This window comes from Arthrobacter sp. P2b, assembly GCF_900168295.1.
Classification (GTDB): Bacteria; Actinomycetota; Actinomycetes; order Actinomycetales; family Micrococcaceae; genus Arthrobacter.
Window position 1 is genome coordinate 899,189 of record NZ_FVZL01000001.1, and the last position, 26,552, is coordinate 925,740.

A 26,552-nucleotide genomic window follows, 5' to 3' on the forward strand; every position below is an offset into this window, starting at 1 on the left:
AGGGAGGTTTATCAGTGCCGACAAAACCAGCTGGCACCTTGTACCGCGGCCGTGAAGGCATGTGGTCTTGGGTAGGACACCGTATTACCGGTGTAGTGATCTTTTTCTTCTTGTTGGTCCATGTCTTGGACACCTCCTTGGTGCGTGTGTCACCCGAGGCTTACACCGCCGTTATCGGCGCGTACAAGAATCCCCTGATGGCACTGGGTGAGACGGGCCTTGTTGCCGCCATCGTCTTCCACGCCTTCAACGGCCTGCGGATCATCGCGGTCGACTTCTGGAAGAACGGCGCCAAGTACCAGCGTCAGATGCTGTGGGCAGTCCTGGGTCTCTGGGTCGTCACCATGGTCGCATTCTCCATCCGCCACCTGTCCCTCGCCCTCGGAGGTCACTAAGCCATGAGTGCAACAATCGAGAGCCCCCGCAGCGGGCGGATCGCCCCCCAGTACCGCCGCAACGGCGGCACCCGGGGCAACTTCGAGATGATCGCCTGGCTGTTCATGCGCCTCTCCGGCGTGGTGCTGGTGGTCCTCATCTTCGGGCACCTTTTCGTGAACCTCCTGGTAGGCGAAGGCATCCACGCCATCGACTTCGGCTTCGTTGCCGGCAAGTGGGCGGATCCGTTCTGGCAGTTCTGGGACCTGACCATGCTGTGGCTTGCCATGCTGCACGGCACCAACGGCGTCCGCACCATCATCAATGACTACGCCGAAAAGACCTCCACCCGCCGCTGGCTGAAGACGGTCCTCTACTCGGCCACCGTCGTCATCATCGTCCTGGGCACCCTGGTGATCTTCACCTTCAACCCGTGCCCCGTCGTCGACGGCGTTCCCCTGCCTGGCGGCTTCTGCCCTGCCTAGCACCAGCACCACCCCGGGCCCGCGGGCATTACCGCGGGCCCTGTTTTGCGGGGAAGGCGAAGCCGCCCCGTTGTTTTATAGCGAATTTTGAGAGAAAGAGCATCTGGTATGCAGGTCCATAAGTACGACGTCGTCATCGTCGGTGCCGGTGGCGCTGGCATGCGCGCCGCGATCGAATCCGGTCAGCGCGCGCGCACAGCAGTACTGACCAAGCTCTACCCCACCCGCTCGCACACCGGTGCGGCGCAGGGTGGCATGTGTGCGGCCCTTGCCAACGTCGAGGAAGACAACTGGGAGTGGCACACGTTCGACACCGTCAAGGGCGGCGACTACCTGGTTGACCAGGATGCCGCGGAGGTCATGGCCAAGGAAGCCATCGACGCTGTGCTTGACCTGGAAAAGATGGGCCTGCCGTTCAACCGCACGCCCGAGGGCCGGATTGACCAGCGCCGCTTCGGTGGCCACACCCGCGACCACGGCAAGGCACCGGTCCGCCGCGCATGCTACGCCGCCGACCGCACCGGCCACATGATCCTCCAGACCCTGTACCAGAACTGCGTCAAGCACAACGTCGAGTTCTACAACGAGTACTACGTCCTGGACCTGCTGACGGTCGAAGAGGACGCAGTCCGCGCGGACGGCACGCCGTACAAGCAGAAGCGCGTTGCCGGCGTCGTATCCTACGACCTCGCCTCCGGTGAACTGCACGTCTTCCAGGCCAAGTCCGTGGTCTTCGCTTCCGGCGGCGCCGGCAAGGTCTTCAAGACCACCTCCAACGCCCACACCCTCACCGGCGACGGCATGGGCATCGCCTTCCGCCGTGGCATCCCGCTGGAAGACATGGAATTCTTCCAGTTCCACCCGACCGGCCTCGCCGGCCTGGGCATCCTCCTGTCCGAGGCCGCCCGCGGTGAAGGCGCCATCCTCCGTAACTCGGAGGGTGAACGCTTCATGGAGCGCTACGCCCCCACCATCAAGGACCTGGCGCCGCGTGACATCGTGGCCCGCTCCATGGCCAACGAGGTACGTGAAGGCCGCGGCTGCGGCCCGAACAAGGACTACGTGCTCCTGGACCTGACCCACCTGGAGCCGGCCCACATCGATGCCAAGCTGCCGGACATCACCGAGTTCGCCCGCACCTACCTGGGCGTGGAACCGTACACCGAGCCGGTTCCCGTGTTCCCCACCGCCCACTACGCCATGGGCGGCATTCCCACGAACATCACCACCGAGGTCCTGCAGGACAACGACACCGTGGTCCCGGGCCTTTACGCTGCCGGTGAAGTGGCCTGTGTTTCCGTGCACGGCTCCAACCGGTTGGGCACCAACTCCCTGCTGGACATCAACGTTTTCGGCAAGCGCGCCGGCATCGCCGCAGCCGAGTATGCCAAGACGGCCGACTTCGTGGAACTGCCGGAGAACCCGCTGGCTTACACCACTGAACTGCTGGACATTGCCCGCAACGGCACCGGCGACGAAAAGGTGGCTCAGATCCGCAAGGAACTGCAGGACACCATGGACGCCAACATGCAGGTGTTCCGCACAGCGGAAACGCTGAACCAGGTGCTGCGCGATATCGCCTCCTTCGAGGAGCGCTACAAGCGCATCAACGTCCAGGACAAGGGCAAGCGCTTCAACCTGGACCTGCTCGAGGCCGTTGAGCTTGGCTTCCTGCTGGAACTGGCCAAGGTGATGACCGTGGCCGCACTGCACCGTGAGGAATCCCGCGGCGGACACTTCCGCGAGGACTTCCCGGAACGTGACGACGAGAAATTTATGAAGCACTCCATGGCGTACAAGGACGACCACGCCCCGGCTGACGGATCGGCAGAAGCAATTGCCGGCATCCGCCTGGCCACCAAGCCGGTCGTCTTTACCCGCTACGAGCCGATGGTGAGGAAGTACTAAGATGACCGCTGAAATCGCTGAGCCAGCCTCAAAGATTGAACTGCCTGCCGGCGTCGGCGGTGGCGGCGAAATCCCCACGTTCGATGTGCACATGCGCGTCCGCCGGTACAACCCGGAGGTCTCCGAGGAGGCCACGTGGGATGACTTCCACCTCACCATGTACGGCACGGACCGCGTCCTGGATGCCCTGCACAAGGTCAAGTGGGAGATGGACGGCAGCCTGTCCTTCCGCCGCTCCTGCGCCCACGGTGTGTGCGGCTCCGACGCCATGCGCATCAACGGCCGCAACCGCCTCGCCTGCAAGACCCTGCTGAAGGACCTGGACACGTCCAAGCCCATCCTGGTTGAACCCATCAAGGGCCTGCCGGTGGAGAAGGACCTCATCGTGGACATGGAACCGTTCTTCCAGTCCTACCGCGAGGTCATGCCGTTCCTGATCAACAAGGGCCACGAGCCCACCCGGGAACGCCTGCAGTCCGCCGAGGACCGCGAGCGTTTCGACGACACCACCAAGTGCATCCTGTGCGCCGCGTGCACGTCGTCCTGCCCCGTCTTCTGGACTGACGGCCAGTACTTCGGCCCGGCAGCCATCGTGAACGCGCACCGCTTCATCTTCGATTCCCGTGATGATGCCGGAGACATGCGCCTGGAGATCCTCAACGACAAGGAAGGCGTGTGGCGCTGCCGCACCACCTTCAACTGCTCCGAGGCGTGCCCCCGCGGCATCCAGGTGACCCAGGCCATTGCCGAGGTCAAGCAGGCCATCCTGTCCCGCAAGATCTGACCAAGGATCAAACAGACGACGGCGCCGTCCCCCACTTCAGGGGGTACGGCGCCGTCGTTGTTTCTCCCCACCCGCCCCTGACCTCGCAAGCTCGGCCAGGGAACCCGGCGGGCGTGGGCCCACAGCCATTCGTACCAAACGAAAGGGGACGCCGTGTCCCGCTCCGAAAAAGTCTCCTTTGCCGGGTCCACCGGCGAAATGCTCTCCGGCATCATCGATGTGCCGGATGGACCGGTGAAGGGTTGGGGCGTCTTTTCGCACGGCTTCACCTTGGGGAAGGACGCCCCTTCCGCATCCCGGATGTGCAAGGCGCTGGCGGACAGCGGCGTGGGAATGCTGCGCTTCGACAACCTGGGGCTGGGCGGATCCGCCGGCGAATGGTCCGCGGGCTCCTTCAGCCACAAGGTTGCGGACACGGTGAAGGCGGCAGAGTTCATGCGCAGCGAGGGAAAGCAGATTTCCCTTCTGGTGGGGCACTCCTTCGGCGGTGCGGCCGTCCTGGCGGCGGCGCGGGAGATCCCGGAGCTCGACGCCGTCGCCACCGTTGGCGCCCCTTTCTCGCCCAAGCACGTGGCGCACGTTTTTGACGCTGCGCTGGACAAGATCCTCAGCGAAGGCAGCGCCGAGGTGGATCTTGGCGGGAAGCGCGTGGAGATCCGGCGGCATTTCGTGGAGGACCTCGAAAACGCCGACCTCACGGACTGCATCAAGCAGCTGCACAAGCCGCTGATGGTGCTCCACTCCCCCACGGACAACACTGTGGGCATCGAGAACGCCAGCACCATCTTCCAGACGGCACGGCACCCGCGGAACTTTGTGTCCCTCGAAGGGAGCGACCACCTGCTGACAGGCAAGGGCCAGGCGGCCCGGGCCGCCCGGATTATCGCTGCCTGGGCCGACCAATACCTCGACGCCGGGCAGTAGCGCCCCCGTCCTGCTGGACCGGCACCTTTCCGGGCTGGACCGGCACCTTTCCCGGCTGGACCGGCACCTTTCCCGGCTGGACTGGTACCTTTCCCGGCTGGACCTGGCGCGCACCCCACGTGCCCTTCTCATGGCCCGTGGGGGCGCTGCGCAGGTCGGCCTCCCGCACTGCCGCCCAGCCGGCCGACACCAGGTAGACCTGGCTGACCAGGTTGAACCAGATCAGCAGGCCGATGATGATGGCGAACGGCGCCAGGATGGGATTCCTGCCGGCTCCGGCCAGCAGTTCCGTGCTGAATATCTGGAGCACGCCCGTGCCAAGGGCCGCCAGGATGGTGCCTTCCAGCAGCGCGCGGCGTGACAGCTTCAGGCTCGCGGCGAACCTGTACATGATGAAGGCGGTCGCCCAGCCCAGCACCAGGGGAACAGTGATTTTGACGGACGTGGCCAGGGGACCCGCCAGCGCGTCGTCGAGTCGGAGGAAATCCGAAACCCACCCTGCGGCGGTTCCGAACACCAGGGAAGCGCCGGCGCTGATGACCAGCGCCACGCCCAGGAGCAGCAGGGTTCCGGCATCCCGCAGTTTCAGGAGGATGGGATTGACCAGCAGTGGCGGCAGCCCCAGGACGCCGCGAAGCCCTTCCCTGATTCCGGAAATCCATCGCAGCGAGGTGACCACAGTGACCAGGGAGCCGATCACCGCTGTCCAGCCCAGTCCGTCAGGATTCAGCAGGTCCTGCGGATCCACGAGCCCGGCCCCTCCGTTCAGTTTCAGGAGCCCGGGCGCACTCGACGCCACACTGCTGATGATGGTGTCCAGGAGGGCCGGCTGCCCCCGCAGCACAAGGCCTGCGATGGAAAAGCCCGTGGTGAGGAGGCCTGTGATGGAGAAAAACATGTTGAAGCCAATGCCTGCGCTCATCAGCGGGCCGCGCTGAAGGCTGTAGTGCCGGAAGGCGCGCATCGGCCGGAGAGCGTTGAGCCGGGCAAGTATCCATTGGACCATCGCCATCAGCGCCGGAAACGGCCCCCCGCCTGCCCTGCGTGCCTTGCCCCACTCCATCCGCTTCCGGATGACGGCGAGCTGCAGCTGGGCGCGTTCAGTGGGAAGTGGCTGCTGCTCAGCCTGCTTCGGCTGCTGTGTCCGCGGCGGCGTCCGCGAATCGGGTGCCGGCGGCGTTGTCAGTTTCGGTCCCAAAGTCCAGCTCTTCCCGTAGCTGCCAGATGCCGTCGGCATCGTGCTCGTAAAGTCCCATGCTAACCACGGGGAAGGTGGCCTTGTAGTTCTTCAGGACCGTTTCGGCCTCATCAAGGCTTTCGGGGGCAACGTCGTGGGCAATGGTGACGTGGGGATGGTAGGCAAAAGGCAATTCCCGCTCCAGCGGGCCCTGCTGGAGCTTTTCGTGCAGGTCGACGCACTGCTCAAAGCCGTCCTCCACGTTGATGAAAACCACCGGGGAAACGGGGCGGAAGGTACCGGTGCCGGCAATGGTGACCATGAACGGGCTCTGCCGGCGGGCCACCTCGCGGACGTGCTCGCAGGTGGCTTCCCAGTCATGCGTGGGGGTGGTGGTCACCAGCGTGATGTGTGCCGGCACCACGTCCGCCAGCGGGTCGCCGAAGGACGCCCGCCAGCGCTGGAGCTCCTCCGCTATGTCAGGGGGGAACCCCAGGATGACGCCTACGCTGGATGACATGGCGCTAGCGGACTCCTGCGAGGCTGAGTGACGGGAGGAAGCCCATGCGCTCATACACCTGGCCAAGGGTAACCGCCGCAATCTCACGGGCGCGCTCGGCGCCGTGGGCCAGCAGCCGGTCCAGCTCCGCGGGGTCCTCCATCAGCTCGTTGGTCCGGTTCCGAAGCGGGGTGACGAAGTCCACCACCACCTCGGCGAGGTCCACCTTAAGGTGGCCGTACATCTTGCCCTGGTACTCGGCCTCGAGGTCGGCGACTGACTTTCCGGTCAGGGATGAGTAAATAGTGAGCAGGTTTGAGACGCCCGGTTTTTCTTCGGGGTGGAACCTGATCTCCGTGCCGGCGTCAGTGACTGCGGACTTGATGCGCTTGGCGGCGATCTTGGGATCCTCCAGCAGCTGGATGGCGCCGTTGGGCGATTCGCCGGTCTTGGACATCTTGGCGCTCGGGTTCTGGAGATCGTAGATCTTGGCGCGTTCCTTGACGATGGTCGCCTCCGGAACGGTGAACGTGGCACCGAACCTGGTGTTGAAGCGCTGGGCCAGGTTGCGGGTGAGCTCCAGGTGCTGGCGCTGGTCCTCCCCCACAGGCACCAGGTCTGTCTGGTACAGCAGGATGTCGGCGGCCATGAGCGTTGGGTAGGCGAACAGTCCCAGCGTGGCGGCGTCCGCGCCGGACTTCTGGGTTTTGTCCTTGAACTGGGTCATCCGCGAAGCCTCGCCGAAGCCGGTGATGCAGTTCAGGGCCCAGGCAAGCTGCGCGTGCTCGGGTACATGGGACTGGACAAAGAAGATGCTTTTGTCCGGGTCGATGCCGGCGGCGATGTACTGGGCCGCGACGATGCGGGTGCGCTTGGCCAGTTCCGCGGGGTCGAAGTCCACGGTGATCGCGTGCAGGTCCGGGATGAAGAACACGGCGTCGTACTCAGCCTGCATGTCCACCCAGTTGCGAACGGCACCGATGTAGTTGCCCAGGTGCAGCGAATCGGCGGTGGGCTTGGCTCCGGAAAGGATGCGCTTCTTTGCGGCCGGGGATGTCTGGCTAGTCATGGGGAGGAAACTTTCGGGGGGCTTAGAGCTGGTAGTCCACTACCAGCGGGGCATGGTCGGAGAAGCGGGTATCCCACGAGGCTGCGCGGTCAACAACGGCGGAGATAGCGGAAGCTGCCAAAGCCGGGGTGGCCAGCTGGTAGTCAATGCGCCAGCCGGTGTCATTGTCGAAGGCCTTGCCGCGCTGGGACCACCACGTGTAGGGCCCGTCCATCTCGCCCGCCAGGCTGCGATGGACGTCCTGCCAGCCGATCTCCTCGCCGAAGAACCGGTCAAAGTAGGCGCGCTCTTCGGGCAGGAACCCTGCCTTTTTGACGTTGCCCTTCCAGTTCCGGATGTCCAGTGGAGTGTGGGCGACATTAAGGTCACCCACCACCAGTGCGTGGTCGCTGTGTTTGGTCAGCTCAGGCAGCCGGGTGCTCATGACGTCCAGGAAACGGAATTTATCGTCCTGCTTTGGCGTGCCCACCTCACCGGAGTGGACGTAGGCGCTTGCGACGGTCAGCTGGACAGGATGCCCGGCAGCGTCAGCGAACCGGAAATCCGCTTCCACCCAGCGGCCTGCCGTGGCGAAGTAGTCATCACCGATGCCGTTGCGGGTGGCCAGTGGCTCTTCCCGCGATGCGATGGCCACACCGGCGCGGCCTTTGGCTTCGGCCTCCGCATGCAGGATGTGCCAGCCGTCGCCCAGCAGCTGCCGGACAATGGCATCAGGGGCGCGGACTTCCTGGAGGCAGAGGATATCCACCTCGCGCGGCTCCAGCCATGCCGCCATACCGTTCTTGTAGGCAGCCCGAAGGCCATTAACGTTGACGGTTGCGATGCGAAGGTGGTCCTTCTTCAATGCCGAGCTCACCCGCTCCACTCTAGTCGATGATGGTTCCGGTGACCGGCTCCCCGCTGCCGCCTGAGGACTTGATCATGTCCCTCGCATTGGTGGCGGTAATCTCGATGGTTTCAAGGGCACGGTTGATGGTGTCCTGGTTCGCGGCAGCTCCCTTGGCGCGCTCCTCCTCCACCACGCGGATCTGCACCTGGACAATCTTGAAGGAGTGGTCCAGCTTGAGGTCGCGGACTTCGTCCGCCTGGCTCCGCTCGGAAACCACCCGCGTGCCGCCGTGGTCAGCGGAGGACGACGGTCCGCGGCCGGCAGCCGTGGTGAAGGCGTTCTGGGCTTCGCTCAGCTTGGCGCCGGCTTTCTTGGCCGCCTTCTGGATGCTGAAGACCACAAAGCAGGCAAGCAGCAGCCAGAAGAGGGCGATGACGGCCACAACCCAACCCACCACGTCATTCTGGTTGGCGGCGAAGATGACGGCGACAACAAACGCCGTCACGAGGACCATCAGTCCCGGACCGCTGATGCGGAACATGGAGAAACCGCCCCTGGCGGGTTTGGAGGATGACTTGGAGCTGCCCAGAGATTGCATGAAGCCATTGTCTCAAACCCCGGTGTATGCTCCCGCCGCTTCCACCGGCGGCGAACACCCAACCAGGTAGCGCCAAGTGTCACTCTGGGGCCTCAAAACGGCAGTTACTGCTACCTGGTTGGGTCGGCGCTACTTCAGGAACAGCTGCCGCAGCCGCATGGTGGTCAGCAGCATGCCGGCGGCGGTCATCACCAGGTAGTAGCCGATGTGCAGGGGCGTTGCCGCAGTGAAGGTTCCCACGCTGATCTGGCGCAGCAGTTCCACCCCGTGCCACAGCGGCATGGCCTGGATGAGCCACTGGATGTACTGCGGATAGACGCTCAGCGGGTAGAACGTGGCACTGAACAGGAACATCGGAAGCATCATGAAGGTGATCCAGTCCATCTGCTGGAACGTCTTCATGAAGCTGGTGATCGCCATTCCAATACTCGCGAAGCCGAAGGCGATCAGCACCGAGCCGGGGATCATCAACAGCGCCCACGGCGTGGTGATGAGTCCCATCATCCCCATGACGGCCGTAAAGCCCGCGGCGTACAGCATCCCGCGCAGGAGTGCCAGGAAAATCTCGCCCAGCGCGATGTCCAGCGGTCCCAGGGACGTGTACAGCATGCCCTGGTACAGCTTGCCGAAATGCATCTTGAAAAAGACGTTCCAGGTTGAGTCGTACACCGCCCCGTTCATCGCCGAGACGGCAAGGAGGGCCGGCGCGATGTAGGCGGCGTAGCTGATGGGCGTGCCGCCGGGCCCTTCCACGGCACCCACAATCGCCCCCATGCCCACACCCATGGACACCAGGAACAGGACAGGCTCGAAGAAGCCGGACAGCATCACCAGCCAGTGGCCGCCCAACGTGGCCTTCAGGCCGCGCGAGATCACTGCCCTCGCGTTGCGCGAGTACAGCGGTCCGAAGGTCCTGTTCCGTGCATCCTCGGTGGCGCCCTGCCGGATGGTCCAGCTCATTGCCCCATCCTTTTGGTGAAGCGGCGCTGGGTCAGGTTCCAGCCCAGGACGGCGAGCCCGGCCAGGACGGCGACGTGGACGAGGGTGAGGAGCAGCGGCTCCTGGTATCCGTAGCTGACCACCCTGCCCAGTTCGGTGCCGTGCCAGATGGGCGAGATCCAGCCGATCCACCGGACGCCCGGCGGAAGCGTGTCCAGCGGGAAGAAGGTCCCGGAGAACAGGAACAGCGGCATGACGACGAGCCGCATTACCAGGGCGAACTGCCCCTTGTCCTCGGTGATTGAGGCCGAGTAGGCCATGAGCGGCAGGCCAAACGACAGCCCCGCCAGGGTGGCCACCAGGATGCCGGCCCACGCCCAGCTTCCTGAGGACGCACCAAAAACGGCCACGGCTGCGAAGTAGATGGCTGACTGCACCAGCAGCCGCAGCGTCACGGCCATGATGTGCCCGGCCGCGATTTGCTCCGGTGTCAGCGGCGTGGCATGCGGACCATAGTAGGTCCGTCGCCATTTGAAGCCGGCCATCACCGGAAACGTGAATTCGTTGGCGGCGGTCATCACGGCGGCGGACACCAGCAGCGCCGGCGCAATGAAGGCCAGGTAACTGACGCCGCCGAAAGCCGCTGCCCCCTGGCTGTCCACCAGGGAAGCCAGGCCGATCCCCATGGCGAAGAGGTATGCCACGGGCTGGCCCACGCTGTACATCAGGATGGACCAGCTGTAGTTCTTCATCACCCGGAGCACCTGCTCCGCGTGGTAGAATGCTCCCCAGCGCCGGGCCTTTGCGGCTGCCACCTGCGGGCTGTGGGCATGCAACGCCCCGGCCGGCCGCGGCGCCCGCTGCTCAGTCAACGAGGCTCCTGCCTGTCAGCCGTAGGAAGACGTCCTCCAGCGAGGACCTCCGGACCAGCGATGTCAGTGGCCGCAGGCCGCGGGACGCCACCTGCTCAAGTGCGCCCTCGCCGTCGTGCGCGTAGATCAGCACCCGGTCCGGCAGGACCTCCAGCCGCTCGCCTATGCCCCCCAGTTCGGTTGCGATGGTGGTGTTCCGTTCGGAACCGAACCGGAGTTCCACCACCTCGCGGGTCGAGTGTTCACGGATCAGCTGCGCCGGGGAACCCTCAGCCATGATCCGGCCCTTGTCCACCACGATCAGCCGGTCGCACAGCTGCTCGGCCTCGTCCATGTAGTGCGTGGTGAGGATCAGCGTGACGCCCTGTTCCTTGAGCCGGAACAGCCGGTCCCACAGGATGTGCCGTGCCTGTGGGTCAAGTCCCGTGGTGGGCTCGTCCAGCAGCAGGATGCGCGGTTCGTTGATCAGCGACCTGGCGATGGTCAGCCGCCGCTTCATGCCGCCGGAGAGGGCGTCGACCTTGGACTTTGCCTTGTCCGTCAGCTGCGCGAATTCCAGCAGCTCATCGGCTTTGGGCTTCAGGTAGCTCATCGGCAGGCCGAAGTAGCGCCCGTACACCAGGAGGTTGTCCCGGACGCGCAGCTCCTCGTCCAGGTTGTCCTGCTGCGGCACCACGCCCAGGTGGGCACGCACCTCAGGACCGTGCTGGTCCGGGTCGAGCCCCATGATGCTCAGGCTGCCGGACGTGCGCCGGGTGACACCGCCGATCATCTTCATCGTGGTGGACTTCCCCGCGCCGTTGGGCCCCAGCAGGCCGAAAGACTCCCCCGCCGGAACCGTGAACGAGATGCCGTCCACGGCTGCCACCCCGCCATACGTCTTGGTCAGGTTCCCTGCCGTAATGACGGTGCCGGACGGCGGCGGGCTGCCTGGCCGGGTGCCGGCGGGCAAGATGGCTTCGTTGTGCACCCTCCGCAGACTAATGGAGGTGCCGGGCTTGTGGAAGGGCTCCTTCCGTTCCGCGCTTAAAGTCCGACGGCGGCCCGCCCCTTGCGTGCGCAAGGTGCGTGCCGCCGTCGGGCGTGAGAGAGACTAGCCGGTGATGCCGGCCTGGCGTTCGGCCGCTTCGACCACGTTGGTCATCAGCAGCGCCACGGTCATGGGGCCGACGCCCCCGGGGTTCGGCGAAACCCAGCCGGCTACCTCGGCAGCGGCCGGTTCGATGTCGCCATGGACCCTGCTCTTGCCCGTCTCCGGGTCGGTTTCCCGGGTGACTCCGACGTCCAGCAGGGCAGCGCCGGGCTTCACGTCCGAAGCCTTCACGATGTGCTTGGCACCGGCCGCGCCCACAATAACGTCCGCCTGCCGGAGCAGCTCGGAGAGGTTTTTCGTGCCGGTGTGCGTCAGGGTCACGGTGGCGTTCACGGCCCGCCGCGTGAGCAGCAGCCCGATGGAGCGGCCGATGGTAACCCCACGGCCTACCACCACAACATGCTTGCCTGAAAGGCTGTAGCCGTTGCGCTCCAGGAGCTCGATGACGCCGCGGGGCGTGCACGGCAGCGGCGAGGTGATCTCCCCGTTGACGTTGAGCACCAGGCGGCCGAGGTTGGTCGGGTGCAGGCCGTCGGCATCCTTGGCGGGGTCAATCCGCTCGAGGATGGCGTCGGTATCCAGGTGCTTGGGCAGCGGCAGCTGCACGATGTACCCGTGGCAGGCGGGGTCCGCATTGAGTTCGTCAATGAGGTCCTCGACCTGCGCCTGGGTGGCATCTGCAGGCAGCTCGCGCTGGATCGAGTTCATCCCGATCTCCACGGACTGCTTGTGCTTCATGGACACATACAGCTGGGAGGCGGGGTCCGCCCCCACGAGCACGGTGGCGATCCCGGGCGTGACGCCGCGGGCCTTCAGGGCTGCGACACGGTCTTTCAGCTCGGACTTGATGGCGGCAGCTGCTGCCCTGCCGTCAAGGATCTTTGCGGTCTGCGTGGTTTCAGTCACGAATTACCACTGCTCGTGCTGCGGGTACAGCGGGAAGTCGGCGGCCAGCTTGTCCACGCGTGCCTGCAGGGACTCGACGTCGGCGCTGCTGCCTGCCTTGAGGGCGGTGGCAATGATCTCGGCGACCTCGGTGAACTCGGCGGCGCCGAATCCGCGGGTGGCCAGGGCCGGGGTGCCGATGCGCAGGCCGGAGGTGACCATCGGCGGGCGGGGGTCGAACGGCACGGCGTTGCGGTTGACGGTGATGCCCACGGAGTGCAGGAGGTCCTCGGCCTGCTGGCCGTCCAGCTGGGAGTTGCGCAGGTCAACAAGGACCAGGTGCACGTCGGTGCCGCCGGTGAGCACCGAGACGCCGGCCTCCGCGACGTCGGCCTGGTTCAGGCGGTCGGCGATGATCTTTGCGCCTTCCAGGACGCGCTCCTGGCGCTCCTTGAATTCCTGGGTGCCGGCGATCTTGAAGGCCACTGCCTTGGCGGCGATGACGTGCATGAGCGGGCCGCCCTGCTGGCCCGGGAACACGTTGGAGTTCAGCTTCTTGGCCCACTCCTGCTTGGCCAGGATCACACCGGAACGGGGACCTGCGAGGGTCTTGTGCACGGTGGAGGTGACGACGTCGGAGTGCGGGACCGGGCTGGGGTGCAGGCCTGCGGCCACCAGGCCCGCGAAGTGTGCCATGTCCGTCCACAGGAGGGCGCCCACTTCATCGGCGATGGAGCGGAAGGCTGCGAAGTCCAGGTGGCGCGGGTAGGCGGACCAGCCGGCGATGATGACCTGGGGCTTCTCGGCGATGGCCTGCTCGCGGAGCTTGTCCATGTCCACGCGGAAGGTGTCTTCTTCCACCTGGTAGGCAGCCACGTTGTAGAGCTTGCCGGAGAAGTTCAGCTTCATGCCGTGGGTCAGGTGGCCGCCATGGGCCAGGGACAGGCCCAGGATCTTGTCGCCGGGGGTGATCATGGCGGAGAGGGCTGCGGCGTTGGCCTGCGCGCCGGAGTGCGGCTGGACGTTGGCGTACTCGGCGCCGAAGAGTGCCTTGACCCGGTCAATGGCCAGCTGCTCTGCGACGTCCACGTACTCGCAGCCGCCGTAGTAGCGGCGGCCCGGGTAGCCCTCGGCGTACTTGTTGGTGAGGACGGAGCCCTGGGCTTCCATCACGGCGCGGGGCGCGAAGTTTTCGGAGGCAATCATTTCCAGGGTGCCGCGCTGGCGGCCGAGCTCCTGGTTGAGGACTGCGGCGATTTCGGGGTCGAGCTCGGCCAGCGGCTGGTTGCTGACGGCGGTGGTTGAGGTGGCTGTAGTAGTCACGGAAAACTCCTGGCTAGGGATGCGGGCACTGCTTAGGTCAGGCTACCGGCTGGCGCACTTTCGTACCGCGTTGGTGACAGGGCGTGAAAGCGCAGGGCATGGCGCTGCAGCACTGACGCAGTGCAGCCCCACTTCCGGCAAGACATGACCCTCGGCCCAGGCGTACGATCCGTGGTCTTCGTGATTGCCGCTCCCTGGTGGTTAGCCACCCAACGCCAGTTGCGACGCTTCCAGCGTATCAAAACCGGCGCCCGGTGCGCGGGTAGGCTTGTACGCGTGAACGAAGAGCTGCTGAACCAAGCGTACGTAGTAACCCTGTCCTGCCCGGACCGTCCCGGAATTGTCCACGCGGTGGCCGGTGCCCTGCTGGTGGCAGGCTGCAACATTACGGACTCGCAGCAGTACGGCAGCCCCGCCACGGGCAACTTCTTCATGCGGGTGGAAGTGACCACGCCTGCCTCCGCGTCCGAGCTTCGCGGGGCCCTGGAGCCCGTGGCCGAGGCCTTCAGCATGCAGTGGAGCCTCAACGCCGTAGGCCAGAAAGTACGGACCCTGGTGATGGCCAGCACCTCCGCCCACTGCCTGAACGACCTGCTGTTCCAGCAGCGCTCCGGCACGTTGCCCGTTGAGATTCCTGCCATCGTGTCCAACCACCAGGACCTGGCCGGGCTGGCCGAGTTCTACGGCATCCCGTTCCATTACATCCCCGTGACCAAAGACACCAAGGTCCAGGCTGAGGACAAGCTGCGCGCCATCATTGCCGAACACGACATTGAGCTGACGGTCCTGGCCCGGTACATGCAGATCCTGTCCGACGAGCTCTGCACCGAGCTGACCGGCAAGGCCATCAACATCCACCACTCATTCCTGCCGTCCTTCAAGGGCGCCAAGCCGTACCACCAGGCGCACGCCCGCGGCGTGAAGCTGATCGGCGCCACGGCCCACTACGTGACGGCGGCGCTGGACGAGGGCCCCATCATCGAGCAGGAAGTCATCCGCGTTGACCACGCCCGGACTCCTGAGCAGTTCGTCCAGATGGGCCGCGATGTGGAGGGCCGCACGCTGGTCCAGGCCGTGCAGTGGCACGCGGAGCACCGGGTGCTGCTGGACGGCAACCGGACAGTGGTCTTCAACTAGCACTCCAGCAACCGGGAGCCGGGGGCGGACATCATGCAGGGCATTCCGGAGCACGCCGACCACGAGGCCGACCTCGCCGTGTTCTATGACCGGGCGGCAGCTGCTGGCAGTACCCGGGCCATGACCCCGCACCGTGTCCAGTGCCGCGACCGGTTCATCCGACTCCTGAAGAATGAACACCGGCACTCGCTGTTCGAGCTCGGGTGCGGCACCGGCGTTGAAGGCCTGGAGTTCGTGCGTGCCGGCCTGCATTACACCGGGGTTGACCTGTCAAGTGAGAGCGTCCGTCTGGCACGCGGCAGGGGCCTCGACGTAAGCGTGGCCAGCGGCCGGAGCCTGCCCTTCCCGGCCAACTCGTTTTCCGCGGCGTGGACCATGAGCACGCTCCTGCACGTTCCCAACGGCCGGATCCACGACGTCGTCAGCGAGTTGGTGCGGGTCAGCGCACCGGGCGCGCCGATCGCCGTCGGACTGTGGTCCGGGAACGATGAGGAAGTCCTGAACCCGGAGGACGACGAGGAGCCGCGCCGGTTTTTCAGCCGTCGCAGTGATGAGACCGTCCGGCGGATCTTCGGCGAACACGGCGAGGTGGAGCACTTCCAGACCTGGCCGGAGGGTACCGGTGACGAGTCAGGCCCGGGCCGGGGCGCCTGGAAGCAGCATTACCAGTTCCTTGTCTTGCGAACCCCAAACCCAAGTAAGTAGCGCAAAGTGTCGTTTAGACACCCCACAACGACAGTTAGCGCTACCTAGTTGGGTCTGCGCGGGGATGCCCTAGGCTGGGCCCATGGCTCCCCTGTACCCCTTCGCCGGCAACTCGCCGGCCGTCCACGATTCAGCTTTCGTCGCGCCCACTGCCTCGATCATCGGCAACGCCACCCTGGGCCCCGAATCGAGCGCCTTCTACGGCGTCTCCGTCCGGGCCGACACCGCGGCCATCACCGTCGGGGCTGGCAGCAACCTGCAGGACAACGTGGTGCTGCACGCTGATCCCGGCTTCCCCTGCACGGTGGGCGAACGGGTCAGCGTCGGGCACGCCGCCGTCGTGCATGGCTGCACGGTGGAGGACGACTGCCTCATCGGCATGGGCGCAACCGTCCTCAACGGCGCAGTGATCGGCACCGGCTCGCTCGTGGCGGCCGGCGCCGTCGTCCTTGAGGGCACGGTTGTGCCGCCCCGCTCACTGGTGGCCGGCGTTCCCGGCAAGGTGCGCCGCGAACTGACCGACGAGGAGTACGACGGCGTGCGCGCCAACGCTTCCCGGTACGTTGAGCTGGCCGCAGCGCACCGGGAGCTCCACGCTTAATCGAGGCTGATAGGCCCGATCGCGTCCAGCAGGTCGCCCGGTCCCGGATTGCCCGGCGCGGAAGAGCCGCCCAGGTGGTTCACGACGCCCCACACCGCGTTCAGCCCGGTGGTCACTGCCCCTTCGGCCCAGCCGGCGGTGAAGGACACGTCGTCGCCGGCCAGGAAGATGCCACGCTGGGATTCGGGCAGGGCATCCTGCTTGAAGTGCGTGAAGAGCCGCTGCTGGTAGCGGTAGTGCCCCGGCAGGTTGGCCTTGAAGGCGCCCATGAAGTTGGGATCCGCTTCCCAGGACACGGTGATGGGCTGGCCCACGATGTGGCTGGCGATGTCCACGCCGGGGTAGATCTGCTCGAGCGAGTGCAGCATCAGTTCAACGCGCTCATCGGCGTCCAGCGCCAGCCACTTCAGGGCGTCGTCGTTCCACGTGTAGGACAGCAGGATGACGGCGGGCTGGTCCGGTCCGTTGTCCAGCAGGTACGTCGCCCGGTTCAGGCGGTCCGTCAGGGTCATGGACAGGACCTCGTTGCCGGTCTCCGGATCGATGTCCTTCCAGAACGGCCGGTCCACCATCACGAAGGTCTTGGAGGACTGCATGTAGTGCGAGCGCTCGATGGCGGTCCACAGCTCGGCCGGGAAGAGTGCTTCCTCGGTGTGGATCCGGGTGGACAGCAGCCAGGACTGGCACGTTGTCACCACAGCGGGGTAGCTGGCTTCGCGGCCCCAGCGTTCACGGACCCGCAGGTTCCCGTCCGGGTCCCGGCTGATTTTCCCGACGGCGCCGCGGGGTGACCCGGAGTGCAGTGAGGACAGGGACGTTCCCTCCGGCCAGTGGCGCATGTCCGACGGCGAGTGCTGCCAGAGTGCCTCGGGCAGCCTTTGCGCTCCCCCGCTGATGAGGCGGTGCTGGTCGTCTGCATCCGTGTAGACCACGCGCAGGATCTCCAGGATGGAGTTGGGGAAGTCGGTGTCCCATCCGCCGGTGCCGAAGCCAACCTGTCCGAACGCTTCGCGGTGCGCAAACCCCGCCTTCTTAAAGGACTCGCTGGCAGCGATGAACCCGTAGAAGGTCTGCTCGTCCATCAGCGGCAGCAGTTCGTTCCAGAGTTCCTTGATCCGGCCTGCGTCCCGGGCACGGATGGCATCCTGCATCTCCGCGAATTTGGCGCCGTCATTGACGGCCGCCTTCCAGGCGTCCGCAACCTCGCGGAAGAACGGCGGAAGGTCGCTCGGCTTTTCCGCATAGTGCTTCTGCCCGGCCAGTTCGATCACGGTACTGGAGGTGGCGTCGGCGAGCGGGTTGGGGAATTCCTGGGTGTCCAGGCCCAGCAGGTCCACATAGTGGTAGAAGGCCCTGCCGGAGACCGGGAAGCGCATGCCGCCCAGATCCGCCACCACGCCCGGCGCGGCGGGGAAGGCGGCTGTACGGAGGCGCCCGCCGATCCGGTCGGCTTCATACACAACCGGCCGCAGTCCCAGCTTCATCAGTTCATACGCCGTGACCAGGCCGGACAGTCCCGCACCAATAACGGCAACCTCGGTTCCGAGCATGTCGTCCGGCAGCGAGCCCAGCCCGTCCGGGTGTGCCAGGTAGTGGTCGTAGCTGAACGGGAAGTCCGGGTTGAGCATGGTGATGGGCGCCGTCTGCTCTCCGGGACGCCGGCCAGGCGCGCCCGGCGCCAGGGTGGAGGTGCTGGACGGGTCGGAGGCCGGAAGTTCGGTGGCGATGGTCATGGAGATGTCTGCCTTTGTTGGTTCGGGGCGTCGATGGGTTGCTGCGGAGGGTCAGGACTTGGAGGCTTGGGGCGTGGCGGGTTGGGTCGTGGCGGACCGGGCGGACAACTCAAGGTATTCCTCGTTGCCCAGCGCCGCCACCCTGGAGTTGCGGCGTCCGTAGCCGAAGTAGGCGGCCAGGCCCACCAGCATCCAGACGGCGAAGGTCATCCAGGTGTCGGCTCCCAGGTTTGCCATGAGGTAGCCGCACATCAGGGCGCCGAGAATCGGCGTGAGCGGGAAGAACGGCACCCGGAAGGTCCGCTCCAGTTCCGGACGCGTCCGGCGGAGGTAGATGACCGCAACATTCACCAGCGCGAACGCGAACAGGGTGCCGATGCTGGTGGCATCCGCCAGTGCGCCCAGCGGGACCAGTCCGGCGGTGAGCGCGACGGCGGTTCCCACCAGGAGCGTGCCGGCCACCGGGGTGCCGGTCCGGCGGGAGACGCGGCCGAAGATCGCGGGGATGAGGCCGTCGCGGGCCATGGACAACAGGATGCGGGTCTGGCCGTAGAGGACCGTCAGGACGATGCTGGCGATGGCGAGGACGGCGCCGACCGCGAAGACCAGGGCAATCCAGGGCTGTCCGGTGGTCTCTTCCAGGATCTTCACCAGGGCCGCTTCGGTTCCGTCGAACCAGCCCCAGGGGCGGGCGCCGATCGCGGCCACGGCCACCAGGACGTAGATGGTGGTGACGATCAGCATGGAGAGCATGATGGCGCGCGGCAGGTCCCGCTTGGGGTTGCGTGCTTCTTCGCCCGCGGTGGAGGCGGCGTCGAAGCCGATGTAGGAGAAGAAAACGCGTGAAGCTGCGGCCGAGACGCCGGCGGCTCCCATGGGAAGCAGCGGCTCGAAGTTTCCGGCGTTGAAGGCGCTGAAGGCGACGGCGCAGAAGAAGAGCAGGATTCCTACCTTGACCACCACGATGGAGGTGTTGATCCAGGCGCTTTCCTTGGCGCCCCGGACCAGGAGGACGGTGGCAAGCACCACGATCACCATGGCGGGGATGTTGACCATTCCGCCGTCGCCCGGGGGCTGGGAGAAGGCGTCCGGCAGCACCGAGCCGAACACGGACAGGGCTTCGTTCACGTACTGTCCGGCGCCGACTGCAACGGCCGCAACGGACACGGCGTATTCCAGCACCAGGCACCAGCCGCAGATCCATGCCATCCCCTCGCCCATGGTGGCGTAGGTGTAGGAGTAGCTTGAGCCCGACACCGGAACCAGGCCCGCCATCTCGGCGTAGGAGACCGCTGACAGCAGGGCAGCGAGGCCGGCGATGGCGAAGGAGATCCAGATGGCAGGTCCCGCCAGCGGGACGGATTCGCCCAGGATCACCAGGATGCCGGTGCCCAGCGTCGCACCCACGGAGATCATGGTCAGCTGCAGGACGCCAAAGCTCCGGACCAGGCGGGGCCCGCCCTGGCTGGACTCAGCCTCGCTGACCATTTGGGCGATCGGTTTGCGGCGCAGCAACTGAGCGCCGAGGGTGGGACGGCCGGCCGGGCGGGCCGGAGCCTGGCCGGAGAGTGTAGGCACAGTCATCGTTGACGTCCGTTCGTGTCGGTGAGTGGTTGAACTGGTTTCCCCTCCCCCAGCGTAGGGGTGTGAGCCGTATCTCAGAGGTGTGCAAAGTGACCTATAGTCATTGGTCATGAGACGCAATGCACCAGCCATCAGTGCCCCCGCCGATGATTCGGCCCCTCAGCTGGATGCAGTGACACTGGGACAGTTCCTGGCCGCGCTGCCTCCGGCGGTGGCCGTGGTGCACGATGCCGGCAACGGCCACACTCCCCTGCGCTGGGTGGAGCCGAGCGAGCTGGAAGATCCCACGCCGTACCTGCTGGATGGGGAGTTTGTGCTGACCGCCGGCCTGCCTTTCCGCGGCGGCAGCAATGGAAGGAACGACGGCGGCGGCACCGCCGGCAGTGACCGCGGCAGGAGCCGCGCCAGCGGGGCCGACGCCTACGTCCGCCGGCTTGTCGCTGCCGGGGTTGCGGCACTGGGGTTCGGCCTGGAACCTTACTACGATGCTGTGCCCGGCGATCTTGTGGCCGCGTGCCGGGAGCATGGCCTCACCCTGGTCGAAGTGCCCGCCAGCGTCCCGTTCGCCGCCCTGGGGCTCGAGTTCTCCAAGCTGTTGGAATCCGGCAACGCCCAGGTGTTCAGGCAGTTGGCAGAAACCAACCGGCACCTGATGCGGGCCGTCCTTTCGGCCCGGCCCGAGCATGAGCTGCTGGCGGCCCTGACCCAGCGGGTTCCGGTGTGGGCTGTCCTGGCCGGCGCCGACGGAAGGGCGCGCGCCCGGGCGGGTGCCGCCGTCGAACTTTCCGCACTCCAGCCCCTGCTCAAGAGGCTCCTGGCGGGAAGCGGCCCGCGCGTGGAAACAGAGGCATTCGATATACCCGGCTCGGCGCTGGTGTTCGGCCATCCCCTGCGGAGCAGCAGGGACGCAACGCTCGGCGGCCTGGTGCTGGGCGCGGACAAGCCGCTCACCCCCGCCCAAAACAACGTGGTCTCCTCTGTGGTTGGCCTGTTGGAACTCCTGGTCCGGCAGCGGACCAGCGGTTCGCTGGCGCCGAGCCAGCTGGCCACCGCCTTGCTGCTGCACCCCGAAAGCCTGGCCGGGGGCAACAACAGGGAGCTGAACGCCATGAGGGATCTGTTGGCGCAAAGTGTTTCCGGAACCCGGACCGGGCCGGTCCGGGTGGTGCAGGGCATTCGGACTGATCCTGCAGCTGCCGCCGACGGGCCGGTCCGGGAGCTGCTCCAGTGGCGGCGGCTGTTCGACACGAAGATGGTGGAGCTGACGGGGTACGGGTTCGCTGCGGTAACGCGGCTGAAGGTGGATGAGCAGCTGCTGGCGGAGGTGGAGCAGCTGGGCTGGCGGCTCGTGGTCGGGCAGCCCGCGGAACTCCCGGGTCTTGCCGCGGCCTACCGCAGTGCCACGGCGCTGCGCCCCAGGGTCTCGGCTACCGGCAAGTCTGTGCGGGAAGAGGAACTGACGTGGTCCGTCACTGGCTTACTGGGCGGCGATGCCGGCGCCATGCTGGCCGCCCGGCTCCTGGCACCGGTTCTGGACCAGGAGCCCGACCGTCGGGACTCCCAGCTCCAGGTCCTCCGGTCCTGGCTGGCCGCCAACGGTAACTGGGACGCCACGGCAAAGGACCTGGGCCTGCACCGGAACAGCGTCCGCCGCCAGATCAACGCCTTGGCGGAGCTCCTGGACATGGACCTGGGGCAGGCGTCAGCCCGCGCCGAGTTGTGGATTGCCCTGCAGTTTGTCGACGCCGCAGCGCCTTCGGATGAGGTGGCGGGCGGCGGTCAGGCGTCCCAGGACCGGTAGAGGTCCGGGCGGCGCTCGGCCAGGTACGGCACGGTGGTCCGCTCACGCCGGGCGGCATCCGGGTCCACCTCGGCGAAGAGCAGCTCAGGCGCTTCCCCGGCTGCGGCCAGCAGCTTCCCGTCCGGACCGGCGATCACGCTGCCGCCCAGAAAACGGCAGTCATCCTCAATCCCTGAGTGGTTGGCGTAGGCGATGGTCAGCTGGCTTTCGAGTGCCCTGGCCCGCAGCAGCACCTGGGGAACGTCGTCGAATCCGTGGGCCAGGGCTGTGGGGACCAGCAGCAGTTCAGCGCCGCCCGCAGCCGCGGCACGCACGGCTTCGGGAAACTCCACGTCATAACAAATCACCATCGACGTCGGTATCCCATGGAAGTGCACGACAGCGGGGCGTTCCGTTGCCGGAGTAAAGGCTGCCCTTTCATCCGGGCCAAACAGGTGAACCTTGCCGTAGCTGAACAGGCTACTGCCATCGGTATCCACAAGAGTGGCGCTGATCTGCCAGTCCCCCTCAGGGGTGATGCGGGGAAGGCTGTACACCAGCGCGATGCTGTTTCGGCGGGCGATGTCCGCGAGCCGTTCGTGGAGCACCGGCAGGAGTGCCGGATCCAGCCCGGCCCGGACGCGGCGCGGAGCGTATCCCACCGGGAAGAGCTCCGGGGTTACCAGGACTTCAGCGCCGGCCGCTGACGCGGAGCGGGCAGCGGCGTCAATGACGGAACAATTGGCTTCGGGATCAAGGACCGCGGCGTTCGCCTGCAGGAGTGCCAGCAGCACTGCTACCACCTTCCGTCGTTGGGGCGGCCCCTCGCCGGGGCCCTACAACCAGCGTAGCCAGCGGCCGCGACGCTTTTCGGGGCCATTTGCACCTCACTTGCCGAATAGCTGGCCACATTGTCCCGGCGTCCATCACCGGCCCTGGCATGCCTTATGCGTTAACTTCTTGACTCCAAGGTGAGCGATAGGGCAATCTTCTTAGCATGTCCGCAACCCCGCGCTCAACGAGGAGCAAGCCGAAAAATCCCGGTTCACAGTCCGCCTTGCGGCAGCTGAACCAGCAACGGATTATCGAGACCCTCATGGGCGGACCCTCCACCCAGGCCGAGCTGGCCAGGCAGACGGGACTCTCCACCGCCACCGTCTCCAACATCGTCAAAATCATGCTGGATTCCGGACTGGCCTCCACCGAACCGATCACCAGCTCGGGCCGGAGGGCACTCAACGTCAGGCTCAACAGCAACGGGGCGGTGGCTGTGGGAATCGACTTCGGCCGGCGCCACCTCCGGGTGGTGCTGGCTTCCCTGAGCTACCACGTCATTGCGGAGGAATCCGTCATGCTCCCCCTCGGCCACCAGGCAGAGGAGGGCATCCAGGCATCGGTGGTCCTGCTGGACAAACTGCTGCGCGAAAGTGGCATTGACCGGTCAGCCGTGGTGGGTGCCGGCGTCGGAATTCCCGGGCCGATCGACAGGCGGACGGGGACGGTTGCGCAGGGTGCCATCCTTCCTGAGTGGGTGGGGATCAACATCCTCCAGTACCTTGAGGAAACCTTGAGAATCCCTGTGTTTATTGACAACGACGCCAACCTGGGCGCGTGGTCCGAGGTGACCTGGGGGCAGCACACCGGGGTCAGCAACCTGCTGTTTTTAAAGATCGGATCGGGCATCGGTGCGGGCTTGATCCTCAACGGCGCCCCCTACTACGGGAACGTCGGCATCACCGGTGAAATCGGCCATGCAACCATCCACGAACAGGGCCTCGTATGCCGATGTGGCAACCGCGGCTGCCTAGAAACCATCGCCTCCACCACCACCATGATCGAACTCCTCAGCCGCGGCGAGGACCGGCCGCTCACGCCCGCGGACATCGTCAGGAAAGCCCTCAACCGCGACCCCGCCACGCTCCGCGTCGTGGACGATGCTGGCCTGTCCGTTGGCCGCGCCCTGGGCAACGTGGCCAACCTCATCAACCCTGAAGTGATCGTGGTGGGAGGACCGCTGGCCGGACTCGGCGACCTCCTGCTGGAGCCCATCCGCCGCGGCCTGGTCAGGCATGCCGTCCCCGTCATCGGGGAGACCACAACACTCACCATGTCCTCCCTGGGAGACCGTGCGGAGGCCCTGGGCGCTGCGGCCCTGGTCTTCCAGCACGCTGGGATCCGGAAGACCTAGACCGTTTCGTTATCCAGCAATTGCGTTAAAGACTTGACGACAACTGCTGTGATCCAGTTTACTTTTGGATCAGACGGCCCTGCGCTTTGCCGGCCGGACAAAGAAGTCATTGCATTGGAGGGTTAGGGCATATGGCGTCCCAGACCACGCACACGGAACCGATCATCCTGGAGATGCGGTCCATCACCAAGGAATTCCCCGGCGTCAAAGCGTTGGACAACGTGAGCCTGCGGGTAAAGGCTGGCGAGATCCACGCTATCTGCGGCGAGAACGGTGCCGGCAAGTCCACCCTGATGAAGGTTCTTTCCGGCGTGTACCCGTACGGAAGCTACGACGGCGACATCGTCTACCAGAACCAGGTGCAGCAGTTCCGGGATATCAGGGCCAGCGAACACGCCGGCATCGTGATCATCCACCAGGAACTGGCGTTGATCCCGGAACTCTCCATCATGGAGAACATCTTCCTGGGCAACGAACCCACCAAGCGGGGTGTCATCAACTGGGCCGAAGCCCGCCTGCGGTCCCTTGACCTGCTGGCCCGCGTGGGCCTCCGTGAGGACCCGGACACCCCCATCAAGGAAATCGGCGTCGGCAAGCAGCAGCTGGTCGAAATCGCCAAGGCCTTGAACAAGTCCGTGAAAATCCTCATCCTGGACGAGCCCACCGCCGCGCTGAACGAATCCGATTCCCAGCACCTGCTGGACCTGATGCTCGGCCTGAAGGCCAAGGGCATTACGTCCATCATCATTTCGCACAAGCTCAACGAGATCGAGCAGATCGCCGACTCCATCACCATCATCCGGGACGGCAAGTCCATCGAGACGCTGAACGTGAAGGCTGACGGGGTGGACGAGGACCGGATCATCAAGGGCATGGTGGGCCGCACACTGGAATCACGCTTCCCGGACCACACGCCCAAGATCGGCGAAGTCTTCTTCGAGGTCAAGGACTGGACCGTGGCCCACCCCAACGTCCAGGACCGACTGGTCTGCAAAAACTCCAGCTTCTTCGTCCGCCGTGGTGAAATCGTCGGCTTTGCAGGACTCATGGGCGCTGGTCGCACCGAACTGGCCCGGTCAGTCTTCGGCCGGTCCTACGGCCGTTTCATCAACGGCCATATCTACAAGGACGGCAAGGAGATCACTCTCAAGTCGGTCCGCCAGGCCATCGACGCCGGCCTCGGTTACGTTACCGAGGACCGCAAGTCCCTGGGACTGAACCTTCTGGATGACATCAAGACCACCACCGTGGCGGCCAATCTGCGCAAGATCAGCCGCAACTCCGTGGTGGACCCGAACCAGGAATTCACCGTGGCGGAGCAGTACCGCAAGTCGCTCCGGACCAAGACCCCCTCGGTTGAGGAAGGCGTGGCCAAGCTCTCCGGCGGCAACCAGCAGAAGGTGGTCCTCGCCAAATGGATGTTCACGGACCCCGACCTGCTGATCCTGGACGAGCCGACCCGCGGCATCGACGTCGGGGCCAAGTACGAGATCTACGGCATCATCCAGCAGCTCGCCAACCAGGGCAAGGGAGTGATCGTCATCTCCTCGGAGCTCCCCGAACTCCTGGGCCTCTCGGACCGCATCTACACGATCTTCGAAGGCGCCGTTACCGGTGTCCTGACCAAAGAAGAGGCCAGCCAGGAAAGCCTGATGAAACTGATGACCTCTGCCCGCAAAGCCGAAGCCGCCTGACCCTCTGGATCACTCCAGAACCTTCCGGACACAAGGACTGACACCATGAACGCCCTCAAAAAGCTGTTTGGCGGCAACACCCGCCAATTCGGCATGATCTTCGCCCTGGTTGCACTGATCATCTTCTTCCAGATCGCCACCGACGGCCGCACCCTCACCCCCGGCAACGTCATCAACCTCTTCAACGGCAACTCCTACATCCTGATCCTGGCCATCGGCATGGTCCTGGTGATTATCGCCGGGCACATCGACCTTTCCGTGGGTTCCGTGGCCGCGTTCGTGGGGGTCACCGTTGCCCTGGCCATCCGCGACTGGGGCATCCCCTGGTACGCGGGCGTCCTGCTGGGGCTGTTGCTTGGTGCGCTGATCGGAGCCTGGCAAGGCTGGTGGACGGCGTACGTGGGAATCCCGGCCTTCATCGTGACGCTGGCCGGCATGCTCCTGTTCCGCGGCTTCAACCAGTTCGTGGGCAAGTCCAACACCATCCCGGTCCCCAACGACTTCCAGTACCTGGGCGCCGGTTACCTCCCCGAGGTGGGACCCGACAGCGGATTCAACAACCTCACGCTCCTGCTGGGCATCGCCGCCACCGCATTTGTCGTCGTCGGCGAACTCCGCTCCCGGGCACGTGCCAAGGCTCTCGGTGCCGAAGTCCCCGAAATGTGGGTGACTGCCCTCAAGCTGGTCCTGATCGGCGGCGCCATCCTCTACGCCACATACCTGTTCGCCACCGGCCGCCCGGGCACCTCCTTCCCCATCCCCGGCCTGATCCTCGCGGTCCTGGTCCTGGTCTACGGCTTTATCTCCTCCCGCACCATCCTCGGCCGGCATGTGTATGCCGTGGGTGGCAACCGCCACGCGGCCGAACTTTCCGGCGTCCAGTCCAAAAAGGTCAACTTCCTGGTCATGATGAACATGTCCATCCTGGCCGGCCTGGCCGGCATGATCTTCGTCGGCCGCTCCACCGCCTCTGGCCCGTTCGACGGCGTCGGCTGGGAACTGGACGCCATCGCCGCAGTCTTCATCGGCGGCGCCGCCGTCACCGGCGGCGTGGGCACCGTAGTGGGGTCCATCATCGGTGGCCTGGTGATGGCTGTGCTGAACAACGGCCTGCAGCTCCTCGGCATCGGCGCCGACCTCACCCAGATCATCAAGGGCCTCGTGCTCCTGATCGCCGTTGCCTTCGACGTCTACAACAAGAGCCAAGGCAAAAAGTCGCTCATCGGCATGCTGATGAAGAACATCGGCGGCGGCCGTGCCGGCGGCGGACCCAGCAACCCGCTTCAGCCCGACGAGACCACCTCCACCAAGGAAGCCATCGCCAGGGAAGCCTGAGCCGTGCAGCCTGAACAGCGTTACACCACTACAGA

At 65.6% G+C, this 26,552-nt stretch carries 25 protein-coding genes; 12 read left to right on the forward strand and 13 right to left on the reverse strand.

The annotated features are described in order from the left end of the window. Nucleotides 1-14: 14 nt before the first annotated feature. From sdhC to B5520_RS03995, 5 genes are all read left to right on the forward strand, one after another. The gene (sdhC, locus tag B5520_RS03975) at nt 15-395 is read left to right on the forward strand and encodes a succinate dehydrogenase, cytochrome b556 subunit (protein ID WP_079595731.1); all 381 of its coding nucleotides are present in this window, start codon (nt 15-17) and stop codon (nt 393-395) included. A 3-nt stretch (nt 396-398) separates the two neighbouring features. Continuing rightward, nucleotides 399-860, forward strand: a complete 462-nt coding sequence (locus tag B5520_RS03980; protein WP_079595732.1) for a succinate dehydrogenase hydrophobic membrane anchor subunit — start codon at nt 399-401, stop codon at nt 858-860. A 108-nt stretch (nt 861-968) separates the two neighbouring features. Next, nucleotides 969-2,768 carry a succinate dehydrogenase flavoprotein subunit gene (gene sdhA / locus B5520_RS03985; RefSeq protein ID WP_079595733.1) on the forward strand — a complete coding sequence of 600 codons (1,800 nt, stop codon included), beginning with the start codon at nt 969-971 and terminating at the stop codon, nt 2,766-2,768. Nucleotide 2,769: 1 nt separating this feature from the next. Further along, entirely contained in the window at nt 2,770-3,552 is a 783-nt protein-coding gene (locus B5520_RS03990; protein ID WP_079595734.1) for a succinate dehydrogenase iron-sulfur subunit, read from the forward strand. Between the two features lie 153 nt (nt 3,553-3,705). Next, on the forward strand, nt 3,706-4,476 hold the full coding sequence (locus tag B5520_RS03995) for an alpha/beta hydrolase family protein (protein ID WP_079595735.1): 771 nt from the start codon (nt 3,706-3,708) through the stop codon (nt 4,474-4,476). On the opposite strand, the gene B5520_RS04000 is transcribed toward B5520_RS03995, so the two are convergent. The 10 genes from B5520_RS04000 to glyA form a co-directional block, all read right to left on the reverse strand. Further along, the gene (locus tag B5520_RS04000) at nt 4,433-5,539 is read right to left on the reverse strand and encodes a YihY/virulence factor BrkB family protein (RefSeq protein WP_079595736.1); all 1,107 of its coding nucleotides are present in this window, start codon (nt 5,537-5,539) and stop codon (nt 4,433-4,435) included. The genes B5520_RS03995 and B5520_RS04000 overlap by 44 nt on opposite strands. 58 nt (nt 5,540-5,597) lie before the next feature. Then, nucleotides 5,598-6,173, reverse strand: coding sequence for a 2'-5' RNA ligase family protein (locus B5520_RS04005; RefSeq protein WP_079595737.1), 576 nt, complete (start codon nt 6,171-6,173; stop codon nt 5,598-5,600). Between the two features lie 4 nt (nt 6,174-6,177). Then, complete coding sequence (gene trpS / locus B5520_RS04010; RefSeq protein WP_079595738.1) at nt 6,178-7,221, reverse strand: tryptophan--tRNA ligase; 1,044 nt, start codon at nt 7,219-7,221, stop codon at nt 6,178-6,180. Nucleotides 7,222-7,243: 22 nt separating this feature from the next. Then, nucleotides 7,244-8,077, reverse strand: coding sequence for an exodeoxyribonuclease III (locus B5520_RS04015; protein WP_079595894.1), 834 nt, complete (start codon nt 8,075-8,077; stop codon nt 7,244-7,246). A gap of 10 nt (nt 8,078-8,087) precedes the next feature. Further along, nucleotides 8,088-8,648 (reverse strand): hypothetical protein, encoded by a 561-nt coding sequence (locus B5520_RS04020; protein WP_079595739.1) that lies wholly within the window; start codon nt 8,646-8,648, stop codon nt 8,088-8,090. Between the two features lie 129 nt (nt 8,649-8,777). Further along, complete coding sequence (locus B5520_RS04025) at nt 8,778-9,608, reverse strand: ABC transporter permease (protein ID WP_079595740.1); 831 nt, start codon at nt 9,606-9,608, stop codon at nt 8,778-8,780. Continuing rightward, nucleotides 9,605-10,459: an ABC transporter permease gene (locus tag B5520_RS04030; RefSeq protein WP_079595741.1), complete on the reverse strand. Its 855-nt coding sequence runs from the start codon at nt 10,457-10,459 to the stop codon at nt 9,605-9,607. The genes B5520_RS04025 and B5520_RS04030 overlap by 4 nt, the downstream gene beginning before the upstream one ends. Next, complete coding sequence (locus B5520_RS04035; RefSeq protein WP_079595742.1) at nt 10,452-11,429, reverse strand: ABC transporter ATP-binding protein; 978 nt, start codon at nt 11,427-11,429, stop codon at nt 10,452-10,454. Before B5520_RS04035 ends, B5520_RS04030 begins: the two co-directional genes overlap by 8 nt. Before the next feature lie 123 nt (nt 11,430-11,552). After that, the gene (locus B5520_RS04040; protein ID WP_079595743.1) at nt 11,553-12,458 is read right to left on the reverse strand and encodes a bifunctional methylenetetrahydrofolate dehydrogenase/methenyltetrahydrofolate cyclohydrolase; all 906 of its coding nucleotides are present in this window, start codon (nt 12,456-12,458) and stop codon (nt 11,553-11,555) included. A 3-nt stretch (nt 12,459-12,461) separates the two neighbouring features. After that, a complete protein-coding gene (gene glyA / locus B5520_RS04045; protein ID WP_079595744.1) occupies nt 12,462-13,760 on the reverse strand; it encodes a serine hydroxymethyltransferase in 1,299 nt (432 codons plus the stop codon). Between the two features lie 276 nt (nt 13,761-14,036). Between glyA and purU the strand changes: the two genes are divergently transcribed. From purU to B5520_RS04060, 3 genes are all read left to right on the forward strand, one after another. After that, complete coding sequence (purU, locus tag B5520_RS04050) at nt 14,037-14,897, forward strand: formyltetrahydrofolate deformylase (RefSeq protein WP_079595745.1); 861 nt, start codon at nt 14,037-14,039, stop codon at nt 14,895-14,897. A gap of 33 nt (nt 14,898-14,930) precedes the next feature. After that, the gene (locus B5520_RS04055; RefSeq protein WP_079595746.1) at nt 14,931-15,602 is read left to right on the forward strand and encodes a class I SAM-dependent methyltransferase; all 672 of its coding nucleotides are present in this window, start codon (nt 14,931-14,933) and stop codon (nt 15,600-15,602) included. Nucleotides 15,603-15,684: 82 nt separating this feature from the next. Next, on the forward strand, nt 15,685-16,203 hold the full coding sequence (locus tag B5520_RS04060; RefSeq protein ID WP_079595747.1) for a gamma carbonic anhydrase family protein: 519 nt from the start codon (nt 15,685-15,687) through the stop codon (nt 16,201-16,203). Here the strand turns inward: B5520_RS04060 and B5520_RS04065 are convergent. Beyond that, the gene (locus tag B5520_RS04065; RefSeq protein WP_176156759.1) at nt 16,200-17,936 is read right to left on the reverse strand and encodes a flavin monoamine oxidase family protein; all 1,737 of its coding nucleotides are present in this window, start codon (nt 17,934-17,936) and stop codon (nt 16,200-16,202) included. The genes B5520_RS04060 and B5520_RS04065 overlap by 4 nt on opposite strands. A gap of 51 nt (nt 17,937-17,987) precedes the next feature. Continuing rightward, nucleotides 17,988-19,520 carry an amino acid permease gene (locus B5520_RS04070; RefSeq protein WP_079595748.1) on the reverse strand — a complete coding sequence of 511 codons (1,533 nt, stop codon included), beginning with the start codon at nt 19,518-19,520 and terminating at the stop codon, nt 17,988-17,990. A 109-nt stretch (nt 19,521-19,629) separates the two neighbouring features. On the opposite strand from B5520_RS04070, the gene B5520_RS04075 reads away from it, so the two are divergent. Next, entirely contained in the window at nt 19,630-21,321 is a 1,692-nt protein-coding gene (locus B5520_RS04075) for a PucR family transcriptional regulator (RefSeq protein ID WP_079595749.1), read from the forward strand. Here B5520_RS04075 and B5520_RS04080 read toward each other — a convergent pair. Then, the gene (locus tag B5520_RS04080; RefSeq protein ID WP_079595750.1) at nt 21,300-22,094 is read right to left on the reverse strand and encodes a nitrilase-related carbon-nitrogen hydrolase; all 795 of its coding nucleotides are present in this window, start codon (nt 22,092-22,094) and stop codon (nt 21,300-21,302) included. The genes B5520_RS04075 and B5520_RS04080 overlap by 22 nt on opposite strands. 203 nt (nt 22,095-22,297) lie before the next feature. Here B5520_RS04080 and B5520_RS04085 point away from each other — a divergent pair, with 203 nt between their 5' ends. From B5520_RS04085 to mmsB, 3 genes are all read left to right on the forward strand, one after another. Beyond that, nucleotides 22,298-23,488, forward strand: a complete 1,191-nt coding sequence (locus tag B5520_RS04085) for an ROK family transcriptional regulator (RefSeq protein ID WP_079595751.1) — start codon at nt 22,298-22,300, stop codon at nt 23,486-23,488. A gap of 131 nt (nt 23,489-23,619) precedes the next feature. Continuing rightward, nucleotides 23,620-25,182: a multiple monosaccharide ABC transporter ATP-binding protein gene (mmsA, locus tag B5520_RS04090; protein WP_079595752.1), complete on the forward strand. Its 1,563-nt coding sequence runs from the start codon at nt 23,620-23,622 to the stop codon at nt 25,180-25,182. Between the two features lie 45 nt (nt 25,183-25,227). Next, a complete protein-coding gene (gene mmsB, locus B5520_RS04095; protein ID WP_079595753.1) occupies nt 25,228-26,517 on the forward strand; it encodes a multiple monosaccharide ABC transporter permease in 1,290 nt (429 codons plus the stop codon). Nucleotides 26,518-26,552: the final 35 nt, after the last annotated feature.

Bases quoted from the DNA above. Each gene is read 5' to 3' on its own strand.
- B5520_RS04025 (WP_079595740.1), bottom strand. From the start codon at position 9,608: ATGAGCTGGACCATCCGGCAGGGCGCCACCGAGGATGCACGGAACAGG.
- B5520_RS04075 (WP_079595749.1), top strand. From the start codon at position 19,630: ATGAGACGCAATGCACCAGCCATCAGTGCCCCCGCCGATGATTCGGCC.
- B5520_RS04085 (WP_079595751.1), top strand. From the start codon at position 22,298: ATGTCCGCAACCCCGCGCTCAACGAGGAGCAAGCCGAAAAATCCCGGT.
- B5520_RS04065 (WP_176156759.1), bottom strand. From the start codon at position 17,936: ATGACCATCGCCACCGAACTTCCGGCCTCCGACCCGTCCAGCACCTCC.
- B5520_RS03990 (WP_079595734.1), top strand. From the start codon at position 2,770: ATGACCGCTGAAATCGCTGAGCCAGCCTCAAAGATTGAACTGCCTGCC.
- mmsB (WP_079595753.1), top strand. From the start codon at position 25,228: ATGAACGCCCTCAAAAAGCTGTTTGGCGGCAACACCCGCCAATTCGGC.
- mmsA (WP_079595752.1), top strand. From the start codon at position 23,620: ATGGCGTCCCAGACCACGCACACGGAACCGATCATCCTGGAGATGCGG.
- B5520_RS04020 (WP_079595739.1), bottom strand. From the start codon at position 8,648: ATGCAATCTCTGGGCAGCTCCAAGTCATCCTCCAAACCCGCCAGGGGC.
- B5520_RS04070 (WP_079595748.1), bottom strand. From the start codon at position 19,520: ATGACTGTGCCTACACTCTCCGGCCAGGCTCCGGCCCGCCCGGCCGGC.
- B5520_RS03980 (WP_079595732.1), top strand. From the start codon at position 399: ATGAGTGCAACAATCGAGAGCCCCCGCAGCGGGCGGATCGCCCCCCAG.
- trpS (WP_079595738.1), bottom strand. From the start codon at position 7,221: ATGACTAGCCAGACATCCCCGGCCGCAAAGAAGCGCATCCTTTCCGGA.
- B5520_RS04060 (WP_079595747.1), top strand. From the start codon at position 15,685: ATGGCTCCCCTGTACCCCTTCGCCGGCAACTCGCCGGCCGTCCACGAT.
- B5520_RS04005 (WP_079595737.1), bottom strand. From the start codon at position 6,173: ATGTCATCCAGCGTAGGCGTCATCCTGGGGTTCCCCCCTGACATAGCG.
- sdhA (WP_079595733.1), top strand. From the start codon at position 969: ATGCAGGTCCATAAGTACGACGTCGTCATCGTCGGTGCCGGTGGCGCT.
- B5520_RS04055 (WP_079595746.1), top strand. From the start codon at position 14,931: ATGCAGGGCATTCCGGAGCACGCCGACCACGAGGCCGACCTCGCCGTG.
- B5520_RS04000 (WP_079595736.1), bottom strand. From the start codon at position 5,539: ATGGAGTGGGGCAAGGCACGCAGGGCAGGCGGGGGGCCGTTTCCGGCG.